Origin of the sequence: Sphingomonas agri (genome assembly GCF_038148795.1) — a bacterium.
Taxonomy (GTDB): Bacteria; Pseudomonadota; Alphaproteobacteria; order Sphingomonadales; family Sphingomonadaceae; genus Sphingomicrobium; species Sphingomicrobium agri.
Genome location: NZ_JBAPEU010000001.1, coordinates 504,633 through 530,000, shown reverse-complemented (window position 1 = coordinate 530,000; position 25,368 = coordinate 504,633). Strand labels below are relative to the sequence as shown.

At 63.4% G+C, this 25,368-nt stretch carries 26 protein-coding genes and 1 pseudogene (1 of these 27 cut by a window edge); 11 read left to right on the top strand and 16 right to left on the bottom strand.

Annotation, left to right across the window (positions count from 1 at the left end; translation table 11 throughout):
* A protein-coding gene (locus V8192_RS02710) for a hypothetical protein (protein WP_341631517.1) crosses the window boundary here: on the top strand, window positions 1–245 show its 3' portion. The gene continues 37 nt to the left of window position 1, outside the view; the window shows 245 of its 282 coding nt (coding positions 38–282); its start codon lies beyond the left edge, outside the window; the stop codon is at window positions 243–245.
* Window positions 242–613: an acyl-CoA thioesterase gene (locus V8192_RS02705; RefSeq protein ID WP_341631516.1), complete on the top strand. Its 372-nt coding sequence runs from the start codon at window positions 242–244 to the stop codon at window positions 611–613. Before V8192_RS02710 ends, V8192_RS02705 begins: the two co-directional genes overlap by 4 nt.
* Before the next feature lie 12 nt (window positions 614–625).
* Here the strand turns inward: V8192_RS02705 and V8192_RS02700 are convergent, their stop codons facing one another.
* The 5 genes from V8192_RS02700 to V8192_RS02680 all read right to left on the bottom strand — a co-directional run bounded on the left by V8192_RS02700 (window position 626) and on the right by V8192_RS02680 (window position 7,314).
* Window positions 626–1,294, bottom strand: a complete 669-nt coding sequence (locus V8192_RS02700) for a DUF4167 domain-containing protein (protein WP_341631515.1) — start codon at window positions 1,292–1,294, stop codon at window positions 626–628.
* A 236-nt stretch (window positions 1,295–1,530) separates the two neighbouring features.
* Window positions 1,531–2,358, bottom strand: a complete 828-nt coding sequence (gene prmC, locus V8192_RS02695; RefSeq protein ID WP_341631514.1) for a peptide chain release factor N(5)-glutamine methyltransferase — start codon at window positions 2,356–2,358, stop codon at window positions 1,531–1,533.
* Window positions 2,355–3,440, bottom strand: coding sequence for a peptide chain release factor 1 (gene prfA, locus V8192_RS02690; RefSeq protein ID WP_341631513.1), 1,086 nt, complete (start codon window positions 3,438–3,440; stop codon window positions 2,355–2,357). Before prfA ends, prmC begins: the two co-directional genes overlap by 4 nt.
* Window positions 3,437–4,672 (bottom strand): histidine--tRNA ligase, encoded by a 1,236-nt coding sequence (hisS, locus tag V8192_RS02685; RefSeq protein ID WP_341631512.1) that lies wholly within the window; start codon window positions 4,670–4,672, stop codon window positions 3,437–3,439. The genes prfA and hisS overlap by 4 nt, the downstream gene beginning before the upstream one ends.
* Window positions 4,673–4,716: 44 nt before the next feature.
* A complete protein-coding gene (locus tag V8192_RS02680; RefSeq protein WP_341631511.1) occupies window positions 4,717–7,314 on the bottom strand; it encodes a TonB-dependent receptor in 2,598 nt (865 codons plus the stop codon).
* Between the two features lie 156 nt (window positions 7,315–7,470).
* Between V8192_RS02680 and V8192_RS02675 the strand changes: the two genes are divergently transcribed.
* The 3 genes from V8192_RS02675 to V8192_RS02665 are packed head-to-tail and all read left to right on the top strand — an operon-like array spanning window position 7,471 to window position 11,519.
* Window positions 7,471–9,402, top strand: a complete 1,932-nt coding sequence (locus V8192_RS02675; protein ID WP_341631510.1) for a M61 family metallopeptidase — start codon at window positions 7,471–7,473, stop codon at window positions 9,400–9,402.
* A gap of 19 nt (window positions 9,403–9,421) precedes the next feature.
* Window positions 9,422–10,939 (top strand): amidase, encoded by a 1,518-nt coding sequence (locus V8192_RS02670; protein WP_341631509.1) that lies wholly within the window; start codon window positions 9,422–9,424, stop codon window positions 10,937–10,939.
* A 25-nt stretch (window positions 10,940–10,964) separates the two neighbouring features.
* A complete protein-coding gene (locus tag V8192_RS02665; RefSeq protein ID WP_341631508.1) occupies window positions 10,965–11,519 on the top strand; it encodes a DUF488 domain-containing protein in 555 nt (184 codons plus the stop codon).
* Here V8192_RS02665 and V8192_RS02660 read toward each other — a convergent pair.
* Entirely contained in the window at window positions 11,502–11,816 is a 315-nt protein-coding gene (locus V8192_RS02660) for a DMT family transporter (RefSeq protein WP_341631507.1), read from the bottom strand. The two genes, V8192_RS02665 and V8192_RS02660, sit on opposite strands and share 18 nt — an antisense overlap.
* A gap of 49 nt (window positions 11,817–11,865) precedes the next feature.
* On the opposite strand from V8192_RS02660, the gene V8192_RS02655 reads away from it, so the two are divergent.
* Window positions 11,866–12,510 (top strand): DUF1345 domain-containing protein, encoded by a 645-nt coding sequence (locus V8192_RS02655; RefSeq protein ID WP_341631506.1) that lies wholly within the window; start codon window positions 11,866–11,868, stop codon window positions 12,508–12,510.
* Here V8192_RS02655 and V8192_RS02650 read toward each other — a convergent pair.
* Both V8192_RS02650 and ispG read right to left on the bottom strand, forming a co-directional pair.
* Window positions 12,507–13,409: a DMT family transporter gene (locus tag V8192_RS02650; RefSeq protein ID WP_341631505.1), complete on the bottom strand. Its 903-nt coding sequence runs from the start codon at window positions 13,407–13,409 to the stop codon at window positions 12,507–12,509. The two genes, V8192_RS02655 and V8192_RS02650, sit on opposite strands and share 4 nt — an antisense overlap.
* Before the next feature lie 310 nt (window positions 13,410–13,719).
* Window positions 13,720–14,850: a flavodoxin-dependent (E)-4-hydroxy-3-methylbut-2-enyl-diphosphate synthase gene (ispG, locus tag V8192_RS02645; protein WP_341631504.1), complete on the bottom strand. Its 1,131-nt coding sequence runs from the start codon at window positions 14,848–14,850 to the stop codon at window positions 13,720–13,722.
* Window positions 14,851–14,982: 132 nt separating this feature from the next.
* Here ispG and V8192_RS02640 point away from each other — a divergent pair, with 132 nt between their 5' ends.
* Genes V8192_RS02640 through V8192_RS02630 form a run of 3 tightly spaced genes read left to right on the top strand, consistent with a single transcriptional unit; the run spans window position 14,983 to window position 19,505 of the window.
* The gene (locus tag V8192_RS02640; protein ID WP_341631503.1) at window positions 14,983–17,124 is read left to right on the top strand and encodes a TIR domain-containing protein; all 2,142 of its coding nucleotides are present in this window, start codon (window positions 14,983–14,985) and stop codon (window positions 17,122–17,124) included.
* A 24-nt stretch (window positions 17,125–17,148) separates the two neighbouring features.
* Window positions 17,149–17,616: a hypothetical protein gene (locus tag V8192_RS02635; RefSeq protein WP_341631502.1), complete on the top strand. Its 468-nt coding sequence runs from the start codon at window positions 17,149–17,151 to the stop codon at window positions 17,614–17,616.
* 41 nt (window positions 17,617–17,657) lie between these two features.
* Window positions 17,658–19,505, top strand: a complete 1,848-nt coding sequence (locus V8192_RS02630; RefSeq protein WP_341631501.1) for a hypothetical protein — start codon at window positions 17,658–17,660, stop codon at window positions 19,503–19,505.
* 11 nt (window positions 19,506–19,516) lie between these two features.
* Here the strand turns inward: V8192_RS02630 and V8192_RS02625 are convergent, their stop codons facing one another.
* From V8192_RS02625 to V8192_RS02615, 3 genes are read right to left on the bottom strand one after another with little or no spacing between them, the layout of a single operon-like run.
* Window positions 19,517–19,747, bottom strand: a complete 231-nt coding sequence (locus V8192_RS02625; protein WP_341631500.1) for a hypothetical protein — start codon at window positions 19,745–19,747, stop codon at window positions 19,517–19,519.
* Window positions 19,740–19,952, bottom strand: coding sequence for a type II toxin-antitoxin system antitoxin (locus V8192_RS02620; protein WP_341631499.1), 213 nt, complete (start codon window positions 19,950–19,952; stop codon window positions 19,740–19,742). Before V8192_RS02620 ends, V8192_RS02625 begins: the two co-directional genes overlap by 8 nt.
* Before the next feature lie 3 nt (window positions 19,953–19,955).
* Entirely contained in the window at window positions 19,956–20,858 is a 903-nt protein-coding gene (locus V8192_RS02615; RefSeq protein WP_373276307.1) for an SPFH domain-containing protein, read from the bottom strand.
* A 92-nt stretch (window positions 20,859–20,950) separates the two neighbouring features.
* Between V8192_RS02615 and V8192_RS02610 the strand changes: the two genes are divergently transcribed.
* Complete coding sequence (locus V8192_RS02610; protein ID WP_341631498.1) at window positions 20,951–21,877, top strand: isoaspartyl peptidase/L-asparaginase family protein; 927 nt, start codon at window positions 20,951–20,953, stop codon at window positions 21,875–21,877.
* On the opposite strand, the gene V8192_RS02605 is transcribed toward V8192_RS02610, so the two are convergent.
* From V8192_RS02605 to V8192_RS02590, 4 genes are read right to left on the bottom strand one after another with little or no spacing between them, the layout of a single operon-like run.
* Window positions 21,853–22,992 (bottom strand): GNAT family N-acetyltransferase, encoded by a 1,140-nt coding sequence (locus V8192_RS02605; RefSeq protein WP_341631497.1) that lies wholly within the window; start codon window positions 22,990–22,992, stop codon window positions 21,853–21,855. The two genes, V8192_RS02610 and V8192_RS02605, sit on opposite strands and share 25 nt — an antisense overlap.
* A 32-nt stretch (window positions 22,993–23,024) precedes the next feature.
* On the bottom strand, window positions 23,025–23,486 hold the full coding sequence (locus V8192_RS02600) for a RidA family protein (protein WP_341631496.1): 462 nt from the start codon (window positions 23,484–23,486) through the stop codon (window positions 23,025–23,027).
* A 31-nt stretch (window positions 23,487–23,517) separates the two neighbouring features.
* Complete coding sequence (locus tag V8192_RS02595; RefSeq protein WP_341631495.1) at window positions 23,518–24,261, bottom strand: SDR family NAD(P)-dependent oxidoreductase; 744 nt, start codon at window positions 24,259–24,261, stop codon at window positions 23,518–23,520.
* Entirely contained in the window at window positions 24,258–24,533 is a 276-nt protein-coding gene (locus tag V8192_RS02590) for a DUF3572 family protein (protein ID WP_341631494.1), read from the bottom strand. Before V8192_RS02590 ends, V8192_RS02595 begins: the two co-directional genes overlap by 4 nt.
* Before the next feature lie 34 nt (window positions 24,534–24,567).
* Here V8192_RS02590 and V8192_RS02585 point away from each other — a divergent pair.
* Window positions 24,568–24,927: pseudogene (locus V8192_RS02585) on the top strand (response regulator); the annotation flags it as partial.
* A 153-nt stretch (window positions 24,928–25,080) separates the two neighbouring features.
* Here the strand turns inward: V8192_RS02585 and rpmG are convergent.
* On the bottom strand, window positions 25,081–25,248 hold the full coding sequence (gene rpmG / locus V8192_RS02580) for a 50S ribosomal protein L33 (protein WP_294075001.1): 168 nt from the start codon (window positions 25,246–25,248) through the stop codon (window positions 25,081–25,083).
* Window positions 25,249–25,368 lie beyond the last annotated feature (120 nt).

Here is a 25,368-nt window from a genome sequence, read left to right as displayed (position 1 = left end):
CCCTGAGGCGGCGCTTCTGGCGGCTTTTCCGGCTGCTCGCCCTGTTCTCGGCCGTGGTTGCTGCAATCGCGGTGCTGCTGGTCGGCCGGGGCGACCCCGGGCTTCATCTCAACATGCTGATCGCGACCGGCCTTGGAACCGGTGTCATGATGCTCCTGGGCACGTCCTTGATGGCCCTTCTGTTTCTCAGCTCATCGAGCGGCCACGACGAAGCGGCCAGCCACTTTCACGAGGGAAATGAATGACCGATTTGGAGCGCACACCAATCCTGCGGGTGGTCCCGGGACCTTCCGACATCAATGCCAACGGCCACATCTTCGGCGGCTGGGTGCTGAGCCAGATGGATATTGCAGCCGGCATCGTCGCATCGCGGCGCGCGCGCGGATCGGTCGCGACGGTAGCCATTGAAGCGATGGAGTTCATCACGCCCATACACCTTCGCGACCTCATCTCGGTCTATGCGCGGGTCGAACGCGTCGGACGCACCTCGATGGCCGTACGGATAGAAGTGATCGCCGAACGGGATCTTGGCCAGACGGAGGTCAAGGTCACCGAGGGAGTGTTCACGTTCGTCGCGCTCGACGAAGAGCACCGGCCTCGGAGCGTCGACTAAGACCGCGAGGCGTTACGCCGCGGGCGCGATCTCCTCGTCGCCTTCGCTGGTCCGGGGAGCGCGAGTACGACGACGCGGACGGCGCGGTTCGTCTTCGGACGTTCCGGGGGCTTCGCTCGTCTCGCGGCCGATCGCCGGAGGAAGGACGTCGAAGGGGATTGTCTCCCCCAGCCCGTTCACCTGCACATCTTCGCCATCGCCGTCTTCGCGGCCGGCCCGTTCCTCGCGATCCTCGCGGCGGGGGCGTTCACGGCGACTGTAACGTTCGCCACGGTCCTGGCGCTCGGCACGTTCAGGGCGCTCGGCACGTTCAGGGCGCTCGGCACGTTCAGGGCGCTCGCCACGCTCGTCGAGCGAATCCTCGCCCGCCTCGACCATGTCGTCGCCGTCATCCTCGTCCATCTCATCGTCGCGGCCTCGACGCGGGTTCTGATCCTCGAAGCGGGCACGGTTTTCGCTGAGCACGCGGAAGTAATGGTCCGCGAACTGAAGATAATATTCGGTCTGAACGCGATCGCCGGCGAGCTGTGAATCGCGGGCCATGCTCTTGTACTTTTCGAGAAGCTGGGCCGCGTTGCCGCGCTGGCGACTGTCCTGCCGGTTGCCTGACTGGCCGCCGAGATTCTGGCCCCGCTGTCCACCGCGGCCGCGCCTGCGGCCGCCCTGACGATTGTTGATCAAATGCCTACGTCCTTACGCAGAAGTCGCTAGCCCCTTCGCCTCAGACGGGCAGCGCTGCAGCCATGCGGCAGCTCTGACCCTCTCGTTCCGGTCTCAGCGCGAAGCGCGAAGCGAACGGCCGATTGTGTCGGGGTTGGGACAGGAGCGCTCTTCAGTTGATCTGGAGCGGGCCCGGCCCACGACCCCGATGTAGTGTCACCGGCGCGGAATGCCAAGCAATTTCGATCAAATGCAGGTTAATTCCACGTAAGAAGGACTGCTCGGGGTCGGTCGGCGAAGTCATTTGCAACCCTTGCACGAAGGCCGTCGCGCTCAAGGAGCTCCGTCACTGCCGCTGCCTGGTCGGGGCCGATCTCGACTGCCGCGAGCCCCTCTTCATGAAGGATCCGGGGAAGCTCGGGCGCGAGGACACGATAGGCGTCCAGACCGCTTTTGCCGGCGAACAGCGCCTCGTCCGGTTCATATTCGCGCACGCCCGGGCCAAGGCTCGCGCCGTCGGCGACGTAAGGAGGATTGCAAAGGATAAGATCGAACCTGTCCTTCACCCCCTGTGCCCAGTTGCCGATCTTCAGCCTCGTTCGACCTTCGAACCCGAGGCGTCTGGCATTGGCCGAAGCATAAGAGAGCGCCCGGCGCGAGACGTCGATCCCAAGACCCTTGGCGTCCGGCCAGATGTCGAGGGCCGCAAGAAGAAGGGTTCCCGGGCCTGTACCGAGGTCGAGGATGAGCCTTGGTCCCTCAGTCGCCTCGAAATGCTCGATCGCCGAGGCGATCAGCACCTCGGAATCCGGGCGGGGCACCAGAACTCCCGGACCCACATGGAGATCGATGTTCCAGAACGCGCGGCGCCCGGTGATATAGGCGACGGGTTCACCCTTCATCCGGCGCTTGACCATCGACCAGAAGCGCTTGGGGATCTCACGCTGGGGAGGCGAGAGAATGAGGCGGTCCCGGTCGATGTGGAGCGCCTCGGCCATCAGGAGCTCGGCATCGAGGCGCGCGGTGTCGCTCGCGTTGCTCAGCTGGCGCGCGGCGTCCGCCAGCGCGCGGTCGATGGGCTTCACGCCTCCTCCAGGCCTGCCAGGCGTTCGGCTTCGTCTTCGGCGATTAGAGCGTCGATGATCTCCGTCAGACCGGGCCCTTCGAGCACCTCGTCGAGATTGTGCTTGGTGAGGTTGATGCGGTGATCGGTGATCCGCCCCTGCGGGAAATTGTAGGTCCGGATCCGCTCCGAGCGGTCGCCTGAACCGACCATCGACTTTCGCGCTCCGGCGCGCTCGCTTGCGAGGCGCTCGCGCTCCATTTCAAAAAGGCGGGTGCGCAGCACCTTCAGCGCCTTGGCCTTGTTCTTGTGCTGTGACTTCTCGTCCTGCTGGATCACGACGAGTCCCGTTGGCAGGTGCGTGATTCGAACCGCGCTGTCGGTCGTGTTGACCGACTGTCCGCCGGGGCCCGACGAACGGTAGACGTCGATGCGAAGGTCCCTGTCGTCGATCTGGATGTCCACTTCCTCCGCTTGCGGAAGGACGGCGACCGTCGCTGCGGAGGTATGGATACGGCCACCGCTTTCCGTGACCGGCACGCGCTGCACGCGGTGAACGCCGCTTTCGAACTTGAGGCGCGCGAACACCCCGGGACCATTGATCGAGGCAATTGCCTCCTTGTAGCCGCCAAGCTCCGACGCGCTCGCCGAGATCAGCTCGAACTTCCAGCCCTGGATGTCCGCATAACGCTGATACATGCGCAAGAGATCGCCCGCGAACAGCGCCGCCTCGTCCCCGCCGGTGCCGGCGCGCACCTCGAGCATCGCGGCGCGGTCGTCGGCAGCATCGCGCGGCAGCAGCCTGACGGCGAGCGCACGCTCCGCTTCGGGCAGCTTGCGCCGGATCTCGTCCGCCTCGGTCGCAGCCATCTCCTTGAGCTCGGGCTCTGCGGAGGGGTCGGCGATCATCCCGTTCAGGACCTCGAGCTCGGCTCGCAGCCGGCGCACCTCACGCGCAGCGGCAGCGACAGGCTCGATCGCGGCATAATCCTTTGAAAGGCGCACGAACTCCTCGGGCGAAACACTGGGAGCAGCCATCGCCTGCTGCAGATCGTGCTTGCGCGCCTCGATGGAAGCGATGCGCTCGGATGAGATCAGGGTCACGTTCGAAGCGCCTCGGCAACGAGGTCGAGCGAGACGGCTCTTTGCTCGCCGCTCTTCAGATCCTTAAGCTGGGCCTCGCCACATTCGATTTCATTCTCGCCGATGATCAAGGCATATCTGGCCCCTGCCGCGTCTGCTCGGCTGAGGCGCTTCTTCATGTTGCCGCGATAGGCCATTTCCGTTGCAATGCCCTCGCGCCTGAGATCGGCGATGATCCGCTGCGCTTCGCCTTCGGCGCGCTCCCCGAGCGGAATGATCGCGACGATAGGCTTTTCGACCTCGGGCGGACTGATCATCATCGCGAGCCGCTCGATGCCCGCGGCCCAGCCAACGGCAGGTGTCGGCGGTCCGCCAAGCGCCTCGACCAGACCGTCGTAGCGGCCGCCGGCGAGCACCGTGCCCTGCGCTCCCAGGCGATCGGTGATGAACTCGAATGCGGTGTGGCGATAATAGTCGAGACCGCGCACCAGCCTTGGTGCACGCTCCCACGCAACGCCCGCCGCATCGAGGCCCGCAGTGACCTTGCCGAAAAAGTCGGCCGCCTCCGCGGTGAGGAATTCATCGATGGTCGGGGCGCTGTCCACGACGGGCCAGTCCTGGTGGGCCTTGCTGTCGAGGATGCGCAGCGGATTTCGTTCGAGCCGCGACCGGCTGTCTTCGCTCAGCGTCTCCGCGTGCGCGCGGAAATGCTCGTGGAGCGCATCGCGCCAGGCCCCCCGGGTCTGCGGATCGCCCAGGGTGTTGAGCTTGAGGATCGTGCCCGTAATTCCGAGCTCCTTCAGCAACTGGTCGGCGAAGGCGAGGAGCTCCACGTCGGCCTGCGGCTCGACCGATCCCAAGATTTCGGCATCGAGCTGATGGAACTCGCGGAAGCGACCCTTTTGCGGACGTTCGTAACGGAAAGCCGATCCGTGGGTCGCGACCTTGAGCGGTGCGAACTGCTGCCAACCCTCGCTGAGATAGGCCCGGCAAATGCCGGCGGTGAATTCGGGGCGGAGCGTGATCCCTTCGCCGCCCCTGTCCTCGAACGTGTACATTTCCTTCGAGACGACGTCGGTCGTCTCGCCGATGGTCCGTGCGAAAACGGCCGTATGCTCGATCGTGGGGACCTCGATGCGCCTGAAGCCGTAGAGGCGACGCACGCGGTCGAAACCCTCGACCACCGCTGCCAGGCGGTCGGCGTCTTCTCCAAGCAGGCTTTGCGTACCCCGAACGGGCTGAACCGGCGTCATTGCCGCGGCGCTAAAGCATAATTTCGCACAATGCGAAATTCGCCTCAGCGCGTCACGCCTTGCTGCTGCTGGCGCTCCAGCTGGAACTGGCGTTGGAACCAGGCGGGCGAAGGCAGGAACAGTTTGCGGAAAGTGATCATGACGGTCCGTCCAAGCGGCTCGAGAAGGCCCGGCTGATAGCCGAGCGGAACGGCACCGGCCGCGTCGTGAACCCTCGGGCGGGCGTCGAAGACGTTGTTCACCTCGAACCTTAGCTGCGTCCCGCGCATCCAGGGATGTTTGACCACGACCTCGGGGATGTCGCCCGGGTTGGCGAACAGCCTCAGATCGAAGGTCCCGTACGATGCGAAATGAAGATCATCGCCAGTGAGGGTGCTGACGTTGGTCGCGCTTCGCCAGTTCGCACCGATCCGGGCGCCGAGCCCGTTGTTGAAATAGCCCGCCTGCACCTCAACGTTGTGGCGCGGCGTGCCGCCGGTCGAGCCTGCAGCATCACCATGCAAATAGTCGAGATGCGGTAGACCGGGAGCGATCCGCACCTTGTCGACGAAGGTCAGCGTATCGGTCAGCGAGAAGGTGATCCGGCCGCGGTTGCCGCCGCCCCCGAAGAACCCCCGGCCGCCGCCAAAGCCCCGGCCGCCGCCCCTTGCCTCGCCGCTCGCGGACGCAGGTCCTGCCCCTTCGGGCGGAGGAGAAGCAGCATTGCCCGGACCCGGCTGGCCGGTCGGGCCGCCTCCGGCAGCATTGCCCTGGGAACCGCGCGGTCCGAAACCGAACTGCGCACGCATCTGCTGGATGACTGCTTGCGAAGGCTGGCGCGACTTCAGCGGGTGCGTGAAATCGAAGCCAAAGCGAAGCTGGTCCCGCGTCGACTTGTCGAAGTTCACCGGCGTCAGGTCGACTCTCACGAGCTGGCCCGAGCCGTCGCGGGTGAAGCGCGTCGGAAACGCTGCCTCGATGGTCGGGGTGACCGTGATGTTCGAGATCGGCCGGTCGATCGTCTGGTGGACATAGTCGGCACGCAGTCTCAGGTCCGTGTTCGGGAACGGCTGCCAGTTACCGCTAAGCTTCGTCACCGTGCGGCGGTCGGCACGGAGATTTCGATTGCCGCCGGTGATGGCGTCGACGAGGACCGTCTGGCCGGTCGTGAAGTCAAAGATTCGCGAACCGGGCGTTTCGAGAACGGGGTCGCCGAGCTGGTTGATGGACGGTGCCCCCTCTTCGCGCGTCCAGCTTGCGATGAAATTCAAGCGGTTGAGAGGCGAATAGTTCACTCCGGCGCCGATCTTCGTCATCGTCCCGAAATCGGAGAGCCGATTGACTTCGGCATTGCCGTTCAGCGTCAGGTTGCCAAGCGCGCTGAAGTCGCGGCCGCGCCGTGAAATCGGAAGATCGACGTTGATGCCTGCGGTTCCCGTGGTCCGCGACAGCGAGCTGGACGAACTAAGCCTCGTCCGCGAACTGTCGAGATGCATTGTGCTGCCGCCGAGTGTCAGGGTCGTGGTGGCATTGCCCGCGGGAAGCTTGAACAGGGTGCCGTTGGCAGTTCCCGTCACGTCCGCCGACGCGGTTGTCTCGCGAGCCCGGTCACCCGGAGAAGAGGTGCGATCGGTATGGGTGATGATATTGTCGAGATCGGCGTTGCTTGTCACCGTCCAGCGCCACTGCGACTTGGTCTGGCCGTTGAGCGTACCGCCGATGTGCGCGCTGTCGGTAGAGTTTCGCCGCGCGAGCGGCTCCAGAAGATTCTCGTTAAGCCCAATGAGCGAGCGCCCGTCGGTGTGCTCGAGCTCCGCGTTGAGCGTACCCGAAATGCTCGTGGAGAGCTGGCGGTTGAAGGTCGCCGAACCCCGGATATCGCGCTTGGACCCGATCAGCGAGCGCGCCCTCAATTCCTGGTCCGTCGTGCCGTTCGTCTGGGCATCGGGGCTGAGGCGGATGTTGCGCTCGGCTTCGGTCAACATCGTGTTGCCCTCGGCGTGCAGGTTGATCGTGGTGCGGCCGTTGCGCTGGACCAGAAAGCGGGTGAGATCGCCGTTCCCGCTGACATAGCCGCCGTCGGTCGCAGTGCCTGCGCCGACCTGCGCCGTGGTTGAACGGAAGCGCTGCCGAAGAACGATGTTCACGACCTTCTGATTGGCGCTGTAGCCGTATTTCAGGGCGACTTCCTCGGGCAGGATCTCGACGCGCTGAATGGCTTCTGTCGGAATGTCCCGCATCTCCCGGAAGCTTGCGATGCGTTGGCCGTTGAGGAGGAGTACGGGCCGTTCTCCACCGCGGCCCTGCGCGCTTCCGATTTGCGGCGCGAGCGCGTCGAGGAGCTCGTTGATGTTGCTTGCGCCCGTCGCCCGGACATCGCGCGCATCGAGTGTGTTCTCCGGCGGAATGTCGCCGACGACCGAACCGCGGGGCTTGGCGCCCGTGATGACGATCTCTTCCTCGTCGCCCACTTCATCCGGCTGCGCTGCGGCGGCGGCAGTCGCATCCGATGATGCCGGGGCCTGCATGGTGACCGCCGGCGCCCGGGGTCGAGCGGGAGCAGCGGGCGCTTGCGACGGGGCCGGCTGCTGTCCCTGGGCAAAGGCGGGCGAGAAGGGAATGAGCAGCGAAGCGCTGCTCAGCAACAGTGAACGACTGGTCATGAACTCCCCGCTAAAGGCGCGACGTGAACGGGGGCTGACAACGATGTGACCTTCGACAAAGCGCCGAATGGCTCGACAAAAGCACTGGCAGCCAGTGCAATCAGCGCTAAACCGGCATCCCAACTTTCGTTAACCCCCATTCCCTGGAGTTCGTCGATGCGCAACGTTGCGCTGGCCCTGTTCCTTTCTACCTGCATCACCGGCATTGCAGCCGCGCAAATCGTCCCTCCGCAGAACAGCAAGCCCGAGGCTTATGCAAAGGCGAGCGGCGTTCCTGCAGCGCGCGATGTTCCCTATCCCGGGACCGTCCGGGTGACCGTGGATGCGACCGACGTAACGCGCGGCATCTTCAAAATCCATGAAACCGTGCCGGTCGCAGGAGCCGGCGATCTCGTCATGCTCTACCCCAAGTGGATCCCGGGAGGTCACAGCCCGCGCGGCGACCTCAAGAGCGTCGCGGGCATCCGATTCAGCGCCAACGGCCAGTCACTGAGGTGGATGCGCGACCCCCTCGACGTCTATGCGTTCCACGTCACGGTTCCGCAGGGCGTCTCGAGCGTCGACGTCGATTTTCAGTATCTGTCCGCGACCAACCAAAACCAGGGGCGCACGGTGATGACCCCCGAGATGTCGAGCATCCAGTGGCTGTCGCTATCGATGTACCCGGCCGGCCACTACGTTCGCCAGATCCCGGTCCAGCCGTCCGTGATCGTTCCGGATGGGTGGAAGGTCGCGACCGCGCTCAGGCCCAGCAAACAGAATGGCGGCCGCTTCGACTATCCCGTGACCAGCTACGAGATCTTGGTCGATTCCCCGCTCATTGCCGGACCTCACTACCGTCGCATCGAGCTCTCGCCCGACGTTGCACTGGACGTCATTGCCGACAACGAGGCGGAACTCGCCGCCAAGCCCGAACAGATCGCGGCGCACAAGCGGCTGGTCGAACAGGCGGTGAAGGCGTTCGGCGCGCAGCATTACGACCATTACGACTTCCTCCTCACCATCTCGAACAACCTGGGCGGCAACGGCCTTGAACATCATCGCAGTTCCGAGGACGGTGTGCGGCGCGGCTATTTCACCGACTGGGAAAACAAGCTGCGCGATCGCAACCTGCTTCCGCACGAATACAGCCACAGCTGGGACGGCAAGTTCCGGCGGCCGGCGGATCTTTGGACTCCGGACTTCAACACCGTTCCGATGGAAGGCTCGCTTCTGTGGGTGTACGAAGGGCAAACCCAGTTCTGGGGCTATGTGCTCGGCGCGCGCTCAGGGATGCTCTCCAAGCAGGACACGCTCGACGCGATTGCTGCTACTGCGGCAACTTACAGCACCGGCACTCCGGGCCGCACCTGGCGGGCGCTCGTGGACACGACCAATGATCCGACCATCGCCAACCGGGCGCCGCAGCCATGGCGCAGCTGGCAGCGAAGCGAGGATTATTACAGCGAAGGCCAACTGATCTGGATCGATGTCGATCGCATCATCCGGCAGCAATCCGGCGGCAAGCGTTCGATCGACGATTTCGCGAGGGCCTTCTTCGGCGTGCGCGACCGCGACTGGGGTGATCTCACATATAGGTTCGACGATGTCGTCGCGACCCTGAACAAGGTGCAGCCGTACGACTGGCGCGGCTACCTCCAGCGCCGTGTCTACTCGATCGCCGCCACGCCGCCGCTCGAGGGCATCAACCAGGGGGGTTACAAGCTCGTCTATACCGCCGAGCCAACCAAATGGATCAAGAGCGCCGAGCGCGCAGGCAAGAACAATGATCTCACCTATTCGGGGGGGTTCGTCGTCGGCAATGACGGCAAGGTATCGAGCGTGCTGTGGGACAGCGCGGCATTCAACGCCGGGGTGAGCCTGGGCTCGACGATCACTGCGGTAAATGGCCGGGATTTCGACGCCGACGCGCTCAAGGAGGCGATCAAGTCGGCAGGATCAGGCGGGCTCTTGCCGCAGCTTCTCGTTCACGACGGTGATGTCTACCGGACGGTGACGCTCGATTGGCGGGGCGGGCTGCGCTATCCGCACCTCGAGAAGGTTGGTACCGGCGAGGGAACGCTCGACGCACTGCTCGCGCCGCGCTGACCGCAAGCAAGGGGGTGCGATGCGTTCGTTAATGATCGCCGGCCTGGTGGCCGGTGCGCTTGGTTCCGGCGCAGCCGCGCAAATGTCGTTGCCGGCAGAGGCCAATGTCCGGTCGGCGCTCGAGCGGATCGCGCGCATCGACCCCCAGCTCAACTCGGTGATCGCGGTTGATCCGACGGCGATCGAGCAGGCGCAGCGGGTCGATTCCGGGCGCTTGCGGGGACCGCTGGCGGGGCAGCCGGTCCTCATCAAGGACAATATCGAAGCAACAGGTCCGCTGCCGACGACCGCTGGCAGCCTTGCGCTTGCCGGCAACGTCACGAACCGTGACGCCCCGCTGGTAGCGAGGCTGCGCGCGGCAGGCGCGGTGATCGTTGGAAAGACCAACCTTAGCGAATGGGCAAACATCCGTTCCAGCCACTCCATTTCCGGCTGGAGCGCAGTGGGAGGACAAACGCACAACCCCTGGGCGCTCAATCGAAACACATGTGGCAGTTCGAGCGGATCCGGAGCAGCCGTGGCGGCGGGCCTCGTGAGGCTTGCGATCGGCACCGAGACGGATGGATCGATCACCTGCCCGGCCTCCATCAACGGCATCGTCGGACTGAAGCCGACGGTCGGCCTCGTCAGCCGCACCCACATCGTTCCCATCAGCCATAGCCAGGACACCGCGGGGCCGATGACGGCGAGCGTCCGCGAAGCGGCCGACTTATTGAGCGCGATTGCAGGAAGCGATCCCGCGGATCCCGCGACCAGAGATGCAGACGATCACAGACGTGACTATGCCGCAGGGCTCGATCAAGGCTCGCTTCAGGGCAAGCGCATCGGGGTGATGCGCTTTGCGTCGGGCTTCGGGACCGACGCGGCGTTCGAGACGGCACTCGCGCTGCTTCGACAAAAGGGCGCGATCCTCGTCGACATCCGCAAGTTCGACGACAAGGCGATCGGCAAGAACGAAAATGCCGTGCTCATGACCGAGCTCAAGGCCGACATGGCGAAATATCTGAAGAGCAGTCCTTCCGCCATCCCCGCCCGGACGCTTGCCGGTTTGATCGCCTTCGACCAAGCGCACGAAAAGCAGGAAATGTCACTGTTCGGCCAGGAGACCTTCCTTCGTGCCGAAAAGACGAAGGGGGTCGATGACCCAGCCTACAAGAAGGCCCGGGAGATCAGCTTCAGGGCCGCGGGCCCGAACGGGATCGACAAGCTCTTGAAGAATAACCGCGTCGTCGCTCTCGTCGGGCCTACCATGCCGCCGGCATGGATGATCGACGTCGCAAACGGCGACCAGATTGCAGGAGGAGGGGCGGGCTCGCTCGCCGCCGTCGCGGGATATCCGCACCTCACGGTACCGATGGGGCTTGTGAAGGGCCTGCCCGTGGGGCTCAGCTTCATCGGGCCGAAATGGTCTGAGCAGCTGCTTCTGGACCTTGGCTATGCCTATGAACAGGCGCGCGGACCGTTCCCTTCTCCCAAATTCTATCGCTCCATCGAGGAAAGTCCGGAAATAGCGCCGCTTCTCCAGCGACAGCACTAGCCCTTGCTCACGCGTTGAACGGGCAATGCGTCAGCCGCCCATCTTCACGGTTGGTCATTCGACGAGGACCATTCCCGAGTTCGTCGACCTGCTCCGGACAGGCCCGGTCGAACTGGTCGTCGACGTGAGGACGGTCCCGCGCTCGAGGCACAACCCTCAATTTAACGGAGATTCACTCCAGGCGGAGCTCGCCGGGTATCAAATCGGATATTGCCGCATCGCTCAACTCGGCGGCCTCCGGGGCCGCTCGCGCGAGGTGATGCCCGCCGTCAATGGATTCTGGGAAAACCGGAGCTTTCACAATTATGCGGACTATGCGCTGTCGAAGGAGTTCGCCGAGGGACTCATCCGTCTGATCGACGTCGCCGGGTCACTGCGCTGCGCGATCATGTGTTCCGAAGCAGTCTGGTGGCGCTGTCATCGCCGGATCATCGCGGACTATCTTCTGGCGCGAGGCCGGACGGTGCTTCACCTGATGGGAACGAACCGGGTCGAGCCTGCCCGTCTGACACCTGCTGCAAGGATCGAGGATGGCGGCATCGTCTACCCGGCAGAGAGCGCGTCAGTCGATCAACCTTAAGGCCGCGATTGCGGCCACGATTGCAAGGATCAGGAGCAGGCGAACCGTGCTTGCGGGCTCCTGGAACCAGAGAATGCCCACAAGCACGGTGCCGACCGCTCCAATGCCTCCCCAGACTGCATATGCGGTGCCCATTGCTATCGACCGGGACGCCAATTCCAGAAGGCCCATGCTGATCGTCACCGACCCCAGGAAGGCGAGTGTCCAGGGGACGTTCCGGAAGCCCTCGACGAACCGCAGCGACGTCGTGAACCCCACTTCGAACAGTCCGCCGACGATCAAGAACAGCCAGGGCATGACATTCCTTTCACTGGACGGACGCTTTGGTTTCGTTACGCTCCTTCCCATGACGAGGCCGCTCACCATCGGCAACAGGATCGCACCGGCGCGCTTCCTCGCCTTCCTTGCTTTCCTGGTCGTCGGCTATCCCGTCGCAGCCAGTTTCCTGGGTCACTGGGCACTTGCAGCGATGGCGTCCTTCGACGTCGCCGCCGTCCTGTTCCTGATTTCGTGCATGCCCCTCCTTGGCACGCGCGAAGCGCGCGTCATCCGGGACCATGCACGGGCCAACGATGCCAATCGGGTACTGCTACTGGTGCTCACCGCCATCATTCTTGGAACCATGCTGACGGCCATCAGCGCCGAGGCCGTGGGTCACAATCCGCAGCCCGTCACCAAGGGCCTTATCATCATCACGCTCGCGCTCGCCTGGCTCTTTGCGAACACGGTCTACGCATTTCATTATGCGCATCTTGTCTACATGCACCCGGATGTCGGCTGCGTCGGCCTGGAGTTTCCGCGCACGACGCACCCCGTCTATTGGGATTTCGTCTATTTCTCCTTCACCTGCGGAATGGCCTTCGCGACTTCCGACGTGGTCGTCACCGAATCGCACATGCGCAAGATCGTGACGATCCACTGCCTTGCCGCGTTCGCGTTCAACATTGGTGTCATTGCCTTCACGATCAACGTGCTCGGAAGCGGCGGCTAAGCAGCCACATCGATCTCGGGCGGGACGGCGGGCTTGCCGCGCGCAGCGATCAGGCATCCGCCGACGATCAGTCCCGCCCCCGCCAGCGTGTAGAGGGATACCCGCTCCCGAAAAACCAGCCAGCCCATCACCGAGGCCCACAGGAAACCGCTATATTCCGTGGCTGCAAGGTAGCTCGCTGGTCCCCGGGCATAGCCCCAGGCGAACAACAATGTCCCGGAGGTCGAAAGCATGGCCGCGACGATGACCCATAACCATTGTCCCCCGGGCGAGGCCGGCATTCCTGCAATGGGAATGACGAGCAGCCACAGCACCATGATGGTCAGGCACTGGAAGAAGTTGATCTCGAGCGGCCTTGCTGCAAGCGCCTGGTGACGCATGAGGACGATGTTCACTGCATAGCAGAGCGCAGAACCGATGATTGCAGCAATTCCCAGCATGGCGTCACTTGCGAGCTGGGCCTGGGCCTGGCCGACGACGATGACGACAACGCCGGCGAAGGCTCCGACCGACCCGATCAGAGAACTGCGACCGATCTTTTCATCCAGTGTTGCTGCGGCAAGCAGCATTGCAATGAGCGGGGCGATGAACGTCAAGGCTATCGCCTGCGCAAGCGGCACGCGGCCGATGCCCCAGAAAAACAGGGCCGCCATGATCGTAACGACGATGCTTCGGGCGACATGGACACGAAGCGTCCGGCGATCCGGCAGCCCGCGTCGCCCCGGCAAATAGAGAAACGCGCTGAAACCAAGGTTCACCGCCGCGCGCCAGATGCTCACGGCGACGATGCCGATGGCGAGCACAAGGTGCTTCATTAGCGCGTCCATGATCGAAAGCACGGCGACGGCGCCGAGCGCTGCGAGGAAACCCTGGACCGGATGTTGCGCGACGCGGTTCACGCCGCCGGGCTTAGCGCCCGATGTCGCTCAGCGCAGCACCGAACCGGATCTGGAATTGCGCACTGAAACCCCGATCACGATGCCGATGTCGTACAGGAGCAGCTTGTCCATCCCGCGAGCTTAAGCGGCCGGCATTGAAGACAGGTTGAACTCAGCCCGCAGCGAAAGGGGCGGGAGAGGCATCGATCAGCAGCGGCGGGTCGGCTCTCGATGCTGCGAGGCCGTTGGCGAGGGCCCCGCCGAGAATCAGGATGAGGAGCAGCTTGATCACGGCGCGAGGCTGCGCCGATTTGGTTAAGGAACCCTGAGCTTATTCCGCCGCGTCGAGCACCGGTTGCACTTGGGCGGCGTCGATTTCCGCGGCCTTCGCTTCGACCAACTTCACGATATGGTCGATCATCTGGGCGTCCTGCACATGGTGATCGGTCACTCCGGAGAGATAGACCATGTGCTTGCCATTGCCTCCCCCGGTTATGCCGATGTCAGTCTCTCTTGCTTCGCCCGGGCCGTTCACGACACAGCCAAGGACGCTAAGCGACATCGGCGTCTTGATGTGCTGCAGCCGCTCTTCGAGCGCTTCCACGGTGCGGATAACGTCGAAGCCCTGCCGAGCGCAGCTCGGGCACGAGACCACGCGCACGCCGCGATTGCGGATTCCAAGCGCCTTCAGGATTTCATAACCGACGCGGACCTCTTCCTCGGGCTCGGCCGAGAGCGAGACACGGATCGTGTCGCCGATTCCCGCCCACAGCAGAGACCCGATCCCGATCGAGGATTTGACCGTTCCCCCAATAAGGCCGCCCGCCTCCGTGATGCCAAGGTGAAGAGGACAATCCACTGCGCTCGCCAATTGCTGATAGGCAGCGACAGCAAGGAACACGTCGGAGGCTTTGACGGCGACCTTATAGTCGCGAAAATCATGGTCCTCGAGGATCCGAATATGGTCGAGCGCACTTTCGACCAGGGCTTCGGGGCAAGGCTCCCCATATTTTTCGAGCAAATCCTTCTCGAGGCTACCCGCATTGACGCCGATGCGGATTGCGCAACCGTTCGCCCGGGCGGCTTCAATGACTTCGCGAACGCGTTCTTCGGATCCGATATTTCCCGGGTTGATGCGAAGGCATGCGGCGCCTGCATCAGCGGCTTCGAGTGCGCGTTTGTAGTGAAAGTGAATGTCAGCGACGATGGGGACGTGCGCCGCGCGCACGATCTCCTTGAGCGCCCCGGTCGCCTCGGGCGTCGGGCACGAGACACGAATGATATCGGCGCCCGCCTCCTCGCAGCGGCGGATCTGGTCGATCGTCGCCTTGGCGTCCTCGGTCGGGGTATTGGTCATGGTCTGCACGGTGATCGGCGCATCTCCACCGACCGGCACAGAACCGACCATGATCTGCCGCGACTTGCGCCGCTCGATATCGCGCCAGGGACGTATTGAAGACATGGATACCTCTAGCACGCCCATATAGGCAGCCGGCGCTGCAGGGGAAAGCTTGGCCCAAGTCCGAACGGATTATTCGCGAGTCTTACTGGACTGTGTTAACGGGAGTTAAACGGGACTCGCTCGGGGGGCCCTATGGCCAAGCTTGCCCGATTGCCGGCATTCGAACGCGACGCCGAGGCGGACACGCGGGCGCGGCGCGTTCCGCGGCTGAGGACGCGCTATTACGCATTTCTCAGCTACAGCCATCTGGACATGGAACTCGCGAACTGGTTGCACCGCGAGCTCGAGAGGTTCCGGGTACCGCATTCTCTCGCAGGCAAGCTGACCGCCAACGGAGTGGTGCCGCACCGACTAACGCCCATCTTCCGCGACCAGCATGACCTTTCCGCAGGCGGCGAGCTCGCCGACGAAATCAAGGCTGCACTCGCCGCGTCCCAGTTCCTCGTCGTGCTCTGTTCGCCAACGGCTGCGAAGTCGCGATGGACGAACGACGAGATCGAAAGCTTCAAGCGAACCCGTCCAGAAGGCTGCGTACTGGCCGCGGTCGCAGCCGGAGAGCCTTTTGCCAGCGATGTACGGGGCCGTGAGGAAGAGGAGTGCTTTCCCCCCGCACTTCGCTTCAAATATGATCGACGCGGGCATCGAACGGCCAAACGCGCCGAGCCCCTCGCCGCAGACTTCCGTGAAGGTGGGGAAGGGAAGCGGCTCGCCTTCCTCAAGCTGGTTGCCGGCATGCTCGGGGTGGGCCTCGATGAATTGGTTCGACGGGAGCAGACTCGCCGCAGCCGACGGCTCGCAATACTTGCGGCAGGTTCACTGGCGGGAATGGCGATGACAAGTACGCTCGCCGTTGCTGCCTTCGAGGCTCGCAACGAGGCGCGCGAGCAGCGGCGCGAGGCCGAAGGCCTGGTCGCCTTCATGCTGGGCGATCTCAAGGACAAGCTGGAGCCGATCGGCAAGCTGGACGCGCTGGACGGCGTGGGATCGCGCGTATTGGCTTATTACAGCAAGCAGGACGCTTCCCAGTTGAATGACGCGGCCTTGTCTCAACGCTCGAGGGCGCTGAGCCTCATGGCTGAGGTTGCAGAAAGCCGCGGCGATAACCAGACGGCACTGAAACTCTACCGTCAGGCCATGGCCGGTACGACCGAAGCCATGCGCCGCGATCCAAGCAATGCGCAGGCAATCTACGATCAGGCGCAGAATGTCTTCTATGTCGGTGAGATTGCTCTTGGCCTGGGGCAGCTCAGCAATGCCGAGGACGCGATGCGTGAATACAAGCGCCTCGCGCAAAAGATGGTCGCCCTCCAGCCGGATAACATGAGATACCGGATGGAGGTGCAATATGCCGAGGCCGACCTTGGCACGGTCCTGTGGACCCAGAGGCGGTTTTCTGAATCGGCGATCCAGTTTGCGCAAGCGCTTCAAACGATCGAGGCACTTGCCATCGCAGACCCCGGCAATGCGGAGTATCAGAAGTCACTTGCTGAAACGCTCGCATGGCTGGCTGATGCTCAGATGTCCGCGGGCCAGCTCGACTCCGCGATCAAGCTTCGCGAGCGTGACGTCGCGCTGCTCAATACCGGCCTCTCACGCACCGGTGACGTCAGCTACCGACAAAAACTGGTCCCCGCACGACGCGCCCTTGGAAACCTCTACGCCGCGCGCGGCCAGGTCCAGGCTGCCATGCAGCAACTTCAGCAGGCGGTGACCGATTCTGATGAACTAGTGTCAGTCGAGCGCGACAATACACTGTGGACGTTGAATGGGGTGAGAGCTCGTCTCGATCTTGCGCGGTACATGCTTGCTGCCGCCGATCAGTCGGGGGCAGCGACGCAAACCGAGGCCGCCTGCGCGGCAGTCGATCGTCTCCTGGTGAAGGATCCGAAGCGGCCGGAGTGGCGCGCATCGGCGCGCGATTGCTGGATCGGCCGCGCAAGAGTGGCCCTTGCCGGCAAGCAGAATGACCAAGCTGTTTCCTCGGCGCTTCGGGCGATCGCGATCGGCAAGCTCGTGAAAACCGGAGACTCGGTGAGCGACGGCTATCTGCTCGCGAGCGCTTATCGGCTGCTTGGAGATGCTCTTCGCCAGGCGGGCAACGCGGCGGGTGCAAGCGCCGCCTGGAGTTCGGGCCTGGCCGCTCTTCCAGGAAATGCGGCCGAACGGCCTTCGGAAACGAAAGAGCATGCCGTTCTCCTCGACCGGCTCGGACGCAGCTCGGCTGCCCTCACCAGGCGTCTCGCCTCGATCGGCTACGCAAATCCGGTGTTTTGAAAGAACTGAGGAAGGACCGAAAAAATGGCGAAGCACAAGACCAAGTGGAAATCGGCCGTCCCCACGCTTGTCCCGTTCGACATCGTGGTCATCGCCGACAGTGACGGGTTGGGCGGGATAATCTGGTCGCAGAAGATCATTGACCCGCAATATGACGACAACGGGCGGGTCAAATGCCCGGCCGGTGTTGGCTACAAGATCACCTTCACGCTCCAGGACAATACGAAGCCAAGCCTGCAAGTCCAGTTCAACGCGGCCAATCCTATTTACGTCAAGGAGAGCGAGAACGATCCCTCGCCCACGCGAAAGGGATCAAAGCAGTTCAAGCCGGACAGCTGCACAGGGAACACCCTGGTGGTGACCAACTGGAACTACGGCAGCAAGAGGGTCCTTCGTTACCAGCTCAATTTCGTGGATCCTGCAGGGAACGGCTTGCCGGCCTACGATCCCATTGTGGACAATGGCGGCGGGGGGGTGCAGCCTTTGTGCTGAGGACGGACTGATGCTCCCGTGACATTGCTTGTGGATCGCGCTTGAACAAGGAAGCACTCTATTCGGTGGGCTGCGACGAGATGCCTGGCGCCCCGCCGAATGGACCACCGCCTGTCCCATTCGTTCTTGCTGTTGGAGTTACTGGTCACCGTGTCGATATGCTGCCCGAGGGCAGCATTCCCCTGCTGCGCGGGCGAATCCGCGATGTACTGATGCAGATCAAGGAGGCGGGCTGCGCGCTGCTCGAGGCCGAACGGGGCAGTTTCGCCCAGTATGAACCGCGGCTGCGCTTCGTCTCTCCCATCGCTGACGGCGCCGACCAGATTGCAGCAGAAGTGGCCCTAGAGCTCGGGTGGGAGCTCGAGGCGATTCTGCCCTTTGAGCGGCAGGCTTATCGCGACAGCCTGGCGACTGCGGACGCCAGGGGCCGCTTCGATACGCTGGTTGGGCGAGCCGCGTGCCTCCTCGAACTTCCCGGCAATCCAACTCACGGGCTCGACGCATATGTGATGACCGGCCGCGCCACCGTCGCGCATTGCGACATCCTTATTGCCGTGTGGGACGGGCTTCCACCGCGCGGCCGGGGCGGTACCGGCGAGGTCGTCCAGCTTGCGCTCACCCGCGGCACTGCGATTATCCATGTGCCGCTGGCGCCCGGCGGCGACACGCGCATCCTATGGAGCGCGTTTGACCCCACCGTACTGACGGTTGCCGACGATCCAGGAGTGGCCCGGCCGCTTGAGCGAACAGACGTGGACGCGCTCCTTCGCGGGCTTCTGATGCCGCCCCCGGATGCGCAGGAGCAGCATTTTCTGAGGCGCTTCCTTCACGAACGGTTGCGGCGGATACGCGCGCGGATCGAATATTCATTGCTGCTCACCGCAACCGGCGTGCGGCCCTTTCGCGCTCGTGACCTCACGACGCGTCACGCGGAGGCGCAGATCCGCGACGAGTGGCGCCGGTACCGCGCCGGCTGCGCCGAGGCGCATCATATTTCAGCCGAGATCGACCTGCTCGAGGAATCCTACAGCTGGGCGGACCGGCTCGCGACGCACTTCGCGCAGACCTACCGAAGCGGGCATATCTTCAACTTCGTGCTTGGAGGGTTTGCTGTCTGTCTTGGCCTTTCGGCCTTCATAACGCCGCACCTGAAGTTCGAGGAGGCCAGTCTCGAGGTCTTGATCACGATGGCGATCATACTCAACGCGGCAATCGGTGCGCACCAGCAATGGCATCGTCGCTGGCTCGACTATCGCCAGCTCGCGGAGCGTCTGCGACCAATGCGAAGTCTGAAGCTCCTGGGCATCGCCGCGCCCGACCCGCCCGGCACGGAAACCAACCCGATACCGAAGCGGTGGATCGACTGGTATGCGAGCGGCATGTGGCGGGCGATTGGCTGCCCCTCGGGAGACATCGACCAGCCTTGCGCTGCGCGCCTAGCAACAGCGATTGCCGATCACGAGGTCGAGCCGCAGGTCGGCTATCACGAGCGAAATGCGAAACAGATCGAGCTGCTTGATCACCGTCTCGAGCAGACCGGAATGGTCCTGTTCGCGACAACGCTGATTGTCTCGATCGCGACCGCGGTGGGGCTCGGGATCGGCGCCGATTTCGTCAGTCGATATGGAAATTGGTTCACGCTCATTTCCGCTGGTTTTCCTGCGCTCGGCACGGCGGTTTTCGGAATTCGCTTCCAGGCCGACTTCGGCGGCGACGCCTTGCGATCGATGGCGACGGCCAACACACTTCGACAGATCGATAGCGAGCTGCGCAAGGACGTTACCCTGTCGCGCGCAGCCGACCTTGCTGAACAGGCCGCGCGCATCATGCTGTCCGACCTCGATGAGTGGAGACTGGTCAACCAGCAGCGCGATCTTTCGGTCGGCTAGTCCTCGTTTCCCTACCTCCAGCGCCAGCCGCCCCTGGTCGTGCGCGCACAGATCACGAGGAAAGCGATGAGAAAAGGAGCGAGCACTGCGATGAGCTTGACGGGCTCGCCGCGGAACAGAAGCCCAAGAAACACGATCACGACAACGAATGCCGCGGTCGTCGCCCACCCTTGCCAGCTGATCGGCAGCCCCGCACCGTATCCGAAGCGCTTCGGCGCGAACCATTCGGGGCCGTCACTCATCTGACTTCTCCTTGGGCGGGCGACCTCGCTTGCGGGCCGCCGGTGCTCTCAGTTTCACGCCCCGCGCGGCAAGGGCCTCCCTCAGCAGGCATTCAACCTGCGCGTTGACGCTCCTCAGCTCCGCCGCTGCGCAGCGCTCGACAGCCGCCCACAATCCTTGGTCGACCCGCAGCGGATAGGCCTTGCGCTCGACACGGTCGGCCATGGCCTATTGATACAAGGTGCCGGTGTTGACGACGGGCTGGGTATCACGTTCGCCGCACAGGACGACCATCAGATTAGACACCATCGCCGCGCGCCTTTCGTCGTCCAGCACGACGACATTTTTCTCCGACAAGGCGTCGAGCGCCATTTCGACCATACCGACGGCTCCCTCCACGAGGGTCTTTCGCGCGGCGACGACCGCCTGCGCCTGCTGACGCCGCAGCATCGCTCCGGCGATCTCCTGCGCATAGGCAAGGTGCGTGAAGCCGCATTCGTCGACCGTGATTCCCGCGACGGCGAGGCGGGCGATCAATTCCTTACGAAGCTCGATCCCGACCTCGTCGTGGTTGCCGCGAAGAGTGACTTCCTGGTGCGTGAAATCATCATAAGGATAGCGCGACCCGATGGTCCGGATGGCCGCTTCTACCTGGACTCGGACGAACTGCTTGTAGTCGTCCACGTCGAACAGGGCCTGCGCCGTATCCACCACACGATAGACGATCTGGGCTGCGATCTCGACCGGATTGCCGCGAAGGTCGTTGACCTTGAGCTTGTCTGAAATGAAGTTGTTGGCGCGGACCGAGAGCTTCTTCTTGGCCATCCACGGCCAGGTCCAGCGAAGGCCCGTCGACCGGTCACTGCCTCGATATTCGCCGAACAGCGTAATCGCCGCCGCCTGGTTGGGCTGCAGCATGTAGAACCCGGGCATGACGAGGATGAAGACGAGGGTCGCCGCAATAACGATCACGAGCGCGGCTCCGGTCCCGCTATCCGTCCCGAGCCGCTGGATACCGAAGATATCGGCGAGGATCGCGGCCAGCAGGATCACCAGCATTACATATCCGCTGAAGGTCGTCGCAGGCCGCTCGCTCGTTGCCGTCAGCGCAATGACTTTGTCGTTTGCCACTCCTGCCTCCTTGGAAATTTGATATCATAATAATATGCCGTTGAGAAAGGGTCAACTGGCGCGCGCTGAAGCTCGTGGCTAAGGCCCCGGTCATGATCGGAAAAGGTTGGCGCCTGATGGTGCACGGCGGTGCCGGTTCAGAACGAATCGCGCACCATGATCCCCAACATGAAGCGCAGGCACTCGCGGGACTGAGCGAGGCACTCGAAGCGGGCCGCTCGTTTCTTGAAGACGGCGGGTCGGCGGTCGACGCTGTCGAGGCCGCAGCACGCGTCCTGGAGGAAAATAAATGCTTCAATGCCGGCCGCGGCAGCGTGCTTACCCAGCAGGGCGAGGTCGAGCTTGATGCCGCCATCATGGACGGACGCGACCGAAGCGCGGGCGCCGTTGCCGCGCTAAAGACCACCCGTGCGCCGATCAGCCTCGCACGCCGCTTGATGGAGCAGGGTCCGCACGTCTTCCTCGTCGGTACGGCCGCAGATCGATTCGCCGCGGCAACGGGGCTTGAACAGGTAAGCAACGAGTTTTTCGTTCTGCCCGAACGGCGCCGGCAGCTGGAAGAAGCTCTCGCCGCCGGGAGCGGCGCCGACCCGATCAAATATGGGACCATCGGCGCGGTTGCAGTCGACGTTCATGGCAATGTTGCTGCGGCGACCTCGACCGGGGGAATTACCGCCAAACGCTGGGGACGCGTTGGCGATTCGCCGCTGATTGGCGCCGGTACTTACGCCGACGACCGGTGCGCGGCCGTGTCGGCGACCGGATCCGGCGAATATTTCATCCGCGCCGTTGCTGCGCACCAGTTGGCAGAACGCGTCCGCATCGGCGGCCAGTCCCTTCAGGACGCGCTGGACGCCGTGCTTGCGGACATCCAGGCCCTGGGCGGAAAGGGCGGGCTGATCGCCGTCAGTCCCGGCGGCGAGGCCGCCTGCGGATTCACCACTCCGGCCATGTATCGGGGAATCGCCGACGAGCACGGCCAGTCGGTCGCAATCTATGCGGACGACGCCTCGCGGTAGGGCAACTCGCGGCGCAGCCATTCCACTTCGGCTGCGACGGATTCCCGCTCCGCACCCAGGAACTCGGCGATGGCGCTGCGGAAGCTGCGGTTCGGAACGAAGTGAGCGCTCCTGGTGATGACCGGCTCATAGCCGCGAGCAACCTTGTGTTCGCCCTGAGCGCCCGCCTGCACCGATGACAGGCGATGCTCGATCGCCCAGTCGACCGCCTGATAATAGCAAAGCTCGAAATGCAGGAAGGGGACCTCCTCAGTGCAACCCCAGTAGCGACCGTAGAGGCTATCCTCGCCAACGAAGTTGAGCGCGCCTGCAACCGGCCGCGAACCGCGGAAGGCAAGGAACAGCAGGACCGCGTCCCCCAGGCGTTCACCGATGAGCTCGAAAAACTGGCGCGTAAGATAAGGGCGGCCCCACTTCCTTGACCCCGTGTCCTGGTAGAAGGCCCACATCGCGTCCCAGTCGCCGGTGGTGATCTCGCTTCCGCGGACAATCCTAATCTCGAGACCCTCTGTTGCGGCCCGGCGCTCCTTGCGGATCGACTTGCGCTTGGAATGCCTCAGCGTCGCGAGGAAATCATCGAAGCTCGAATAGCCGCGATTAAACCAGTGATATTGAACGCCCTCGCGGATCAGCCAGCCACGACGCTCGCATTCCGCGGCCCCCGTCTCGTCGATGAACGTGACGTGCGCCGAGGACATTTCGTTCTGGATGGTAACGGTTTCGAGCGCCGTCAGCAGGTGCTGCGGCCTCGTTCCCAGCAGGCGGGGCCCAGGAACGGGAGTGAATGGCACCGATACCTGGAGCTTGGGGTAATATTGGCCGCCCGCCCGCTCCCACGCATCCGCCCAGCCGTGATCGAAGACATATTCGCCCTGGCTGTGCGTCTTGAGATAGGCCGGCGCAGCCGCCGTCAGGTGCCCGGCATCGTCTTCGACCAGGATCGGAGCAGGCGTCCAGCCGGTCCCTGCTCCAACGCTGCCCGAATTCTCGAGCGAGGACAGGAAGGCATGGCTGACGAACGGATCGCCGCCGGCAAGGCGGTCCCACGCCCGCGCGTTCAGTCCGGAAACGCCGCCGGCGATCTTCGCGATGATTTCGGATTCTCGGTCGGCCATCCCGCCTAGGTGGGTAAGCCCTCGAAAATGAACTAGGCCTTCACCGCCACGATGGCATCGACCTCGACCGCGACGCCGAGCGGAAGAACTGCCACTCCAACGGCACTGCGGGCATGGCGGCCGGCCTCGCCGAATACCTCCTGCATGAGTTCGGATGCGCCGTTGGCGACTTTGGGTTGGTCGGTGAATGAGGGGGCGCTGTTCACGAACACGCCAAGCTTCACGATGCGCTGGACTCGGTCGAGCGAACCAAGGGCCGCCCTGACCTGTGCAAGAAGCATGATCCCGCACCGTCGGGCCGCCTGCTGCCCGTCCTCGAGCTCCATATCCTCACCGAGCCGTCCCTTGATGAGACTGCCGTCCTCAGCGAAGCTGATCTGGCCGGAAATGTGGAGAAGTCCGCCGGCTTCGACCGACGGGACATAGGACGCGACTGGCGCAGCAGCTTGCGGAAGCGTGATGCCCAGTTCGCTCAGGCGATTCTCGATGCTCATGCTGCGCCCCAAGCACCCCGCACCGGCCGAATCAAGCCTCTCTCGCCACCGAGAAGCCGGCAAAGCTCTGGCTGACCGGCATCAGTTCGATGGTGTTGATGTTGAGGTGCGAAGGGAGGGTCGCAAGCCACCAGAACAGATCAGCGAGATCCTCCGAAGTCATGGGGTTCATTCCGGCGTACAGCTTGTCGGAAGCTTCCTTGTCGCCTCCCGTCCGGACGATCGTGAACTCCGTCTCTGCCATGCCCGGCTCGACCGAAGTCACGCGCACCCCGGTCCCTGCAAGATCGGATCGAAGATCAAGCGAGAATTGGCGGACGAACGCCTTTGTACCTGCGTAGACCGCCCCACCCTTGTAGGGATAGGTCGCAGCAACCGAAGAAAGATTGATGATTTGCCCCCTGCGCTCGACGAGCTTGGGAAGCAGGGCGCGCGTCAGCGCAACAAGGCCCGTCACGTTCGTATCGATCACTTGCTCGATGCGCTGCCACTCGGTGTCCGGCAAGGGGTCCGTCCCCGGGGCAAGCCCCGCGTTGTTGAGCAAGAGGTCGATCTCGCCCCATGGCGCCTCAAGGCGCGCGAGGCTTTCGAGCGCCTCGCGGTCGCGCATGTCGATTTCGAGCGGGAGGAATGATGCGCCGAGCGCTTGCTGAAGAACCTTCAGCCGGTCGCCGCGCCGACCGGTTCCAACCACCCGCCATCCGCCGGCAACGAACTTGCGCGCGGCCGCTTCCCCAAATCCCGCCGTCGCGCCCGTGATCAAGATCGTCTTCATCGACTTCCTTCTTCAAGCTTGCGCCGCGCCTCTACGAGGTCGAGCGGGTCAGCGCCAAGCTCTCCAGCAACGGCGACAAGATCGGGCTCATGGGCCTCGAGGAACCGCAGGAGCGCAGCGAGCAGCAGCGGATCCGCCGCTCTGCGTTTCAGCTCATCCGTCCCAATTCCGGTCAAATCGACGAACCGCTGCGCCCGCCTGTCACAACCAAGCGTTGCCGCTAAAGCGGCTAGGGCAAGCGCGATGGGGTCATTGTCGATAGAATGTGCCAAGGCCTAAGACAGTCGATAGCGGTTTAGAGGGAATATTTTGGCCAAGATCCTGATCGTCGAGGACAATGCCCTCAACATCAAGTTGTTCTGTGACCTGCTTGCTGCGCATGGCCACAAGCCGGAGGCCGTAACCGATAGCCGAAACGCACTGGATGCGGCCCGTGAGTTCCGCCCGGACCTTGTGATCACCGATATCCAGCTCCCGCACGTCAGCGGACTCGATCTCATCCGCATGATACGCAAGGACGAACAGCTGGCCTCGGTCCCGATCATGGCTGTCACGGCTTATTCCGCGCGTGGCGACGAGGAACGAATCAGGGCAGCGGGCGCGCAGGCCTACGTGTCGAAACCGATTTCCGTCGTTAAGTTCGCTCAGACTGTCGACGAGTTGCTCAAGAACGGCGGCGACAGTGATCCTACGGGCGAATCGCAGGCAAGTTGGGCAAACGAAACCAATGATGCGCCGGGAGGCGGTGAGCCCGGCGGAGAGGAAGTGTAGCTTAAAGGTCGTGGACCGAAGCGGGCGCGATTTCGCGCCACTTCCAGCTTACTTGATCTTCGCTTCCTTGAAGTCGACGTGCTTGCGCGCGACCGGATCATACTTCTTGAAGCTCAGCTTCTCGGTCTGGGTGCGCGGATTCTTTTTCGTCACGTAGAAAAAGCCCGTGTCGGCGCTGCTGACGAGCTTGATCTTGACGGTTGCCGGCTTGGCCATCGGACAGTCCCAAATGGTTGAAAAAAGAAGAGCGGCGTGTCGCCGCTCGTGTGTCGCGCCAATGACGCAGCACCCTCAAAATGTCAACCGATGCAGCACTGTAACGGCCGCTTAACCAAT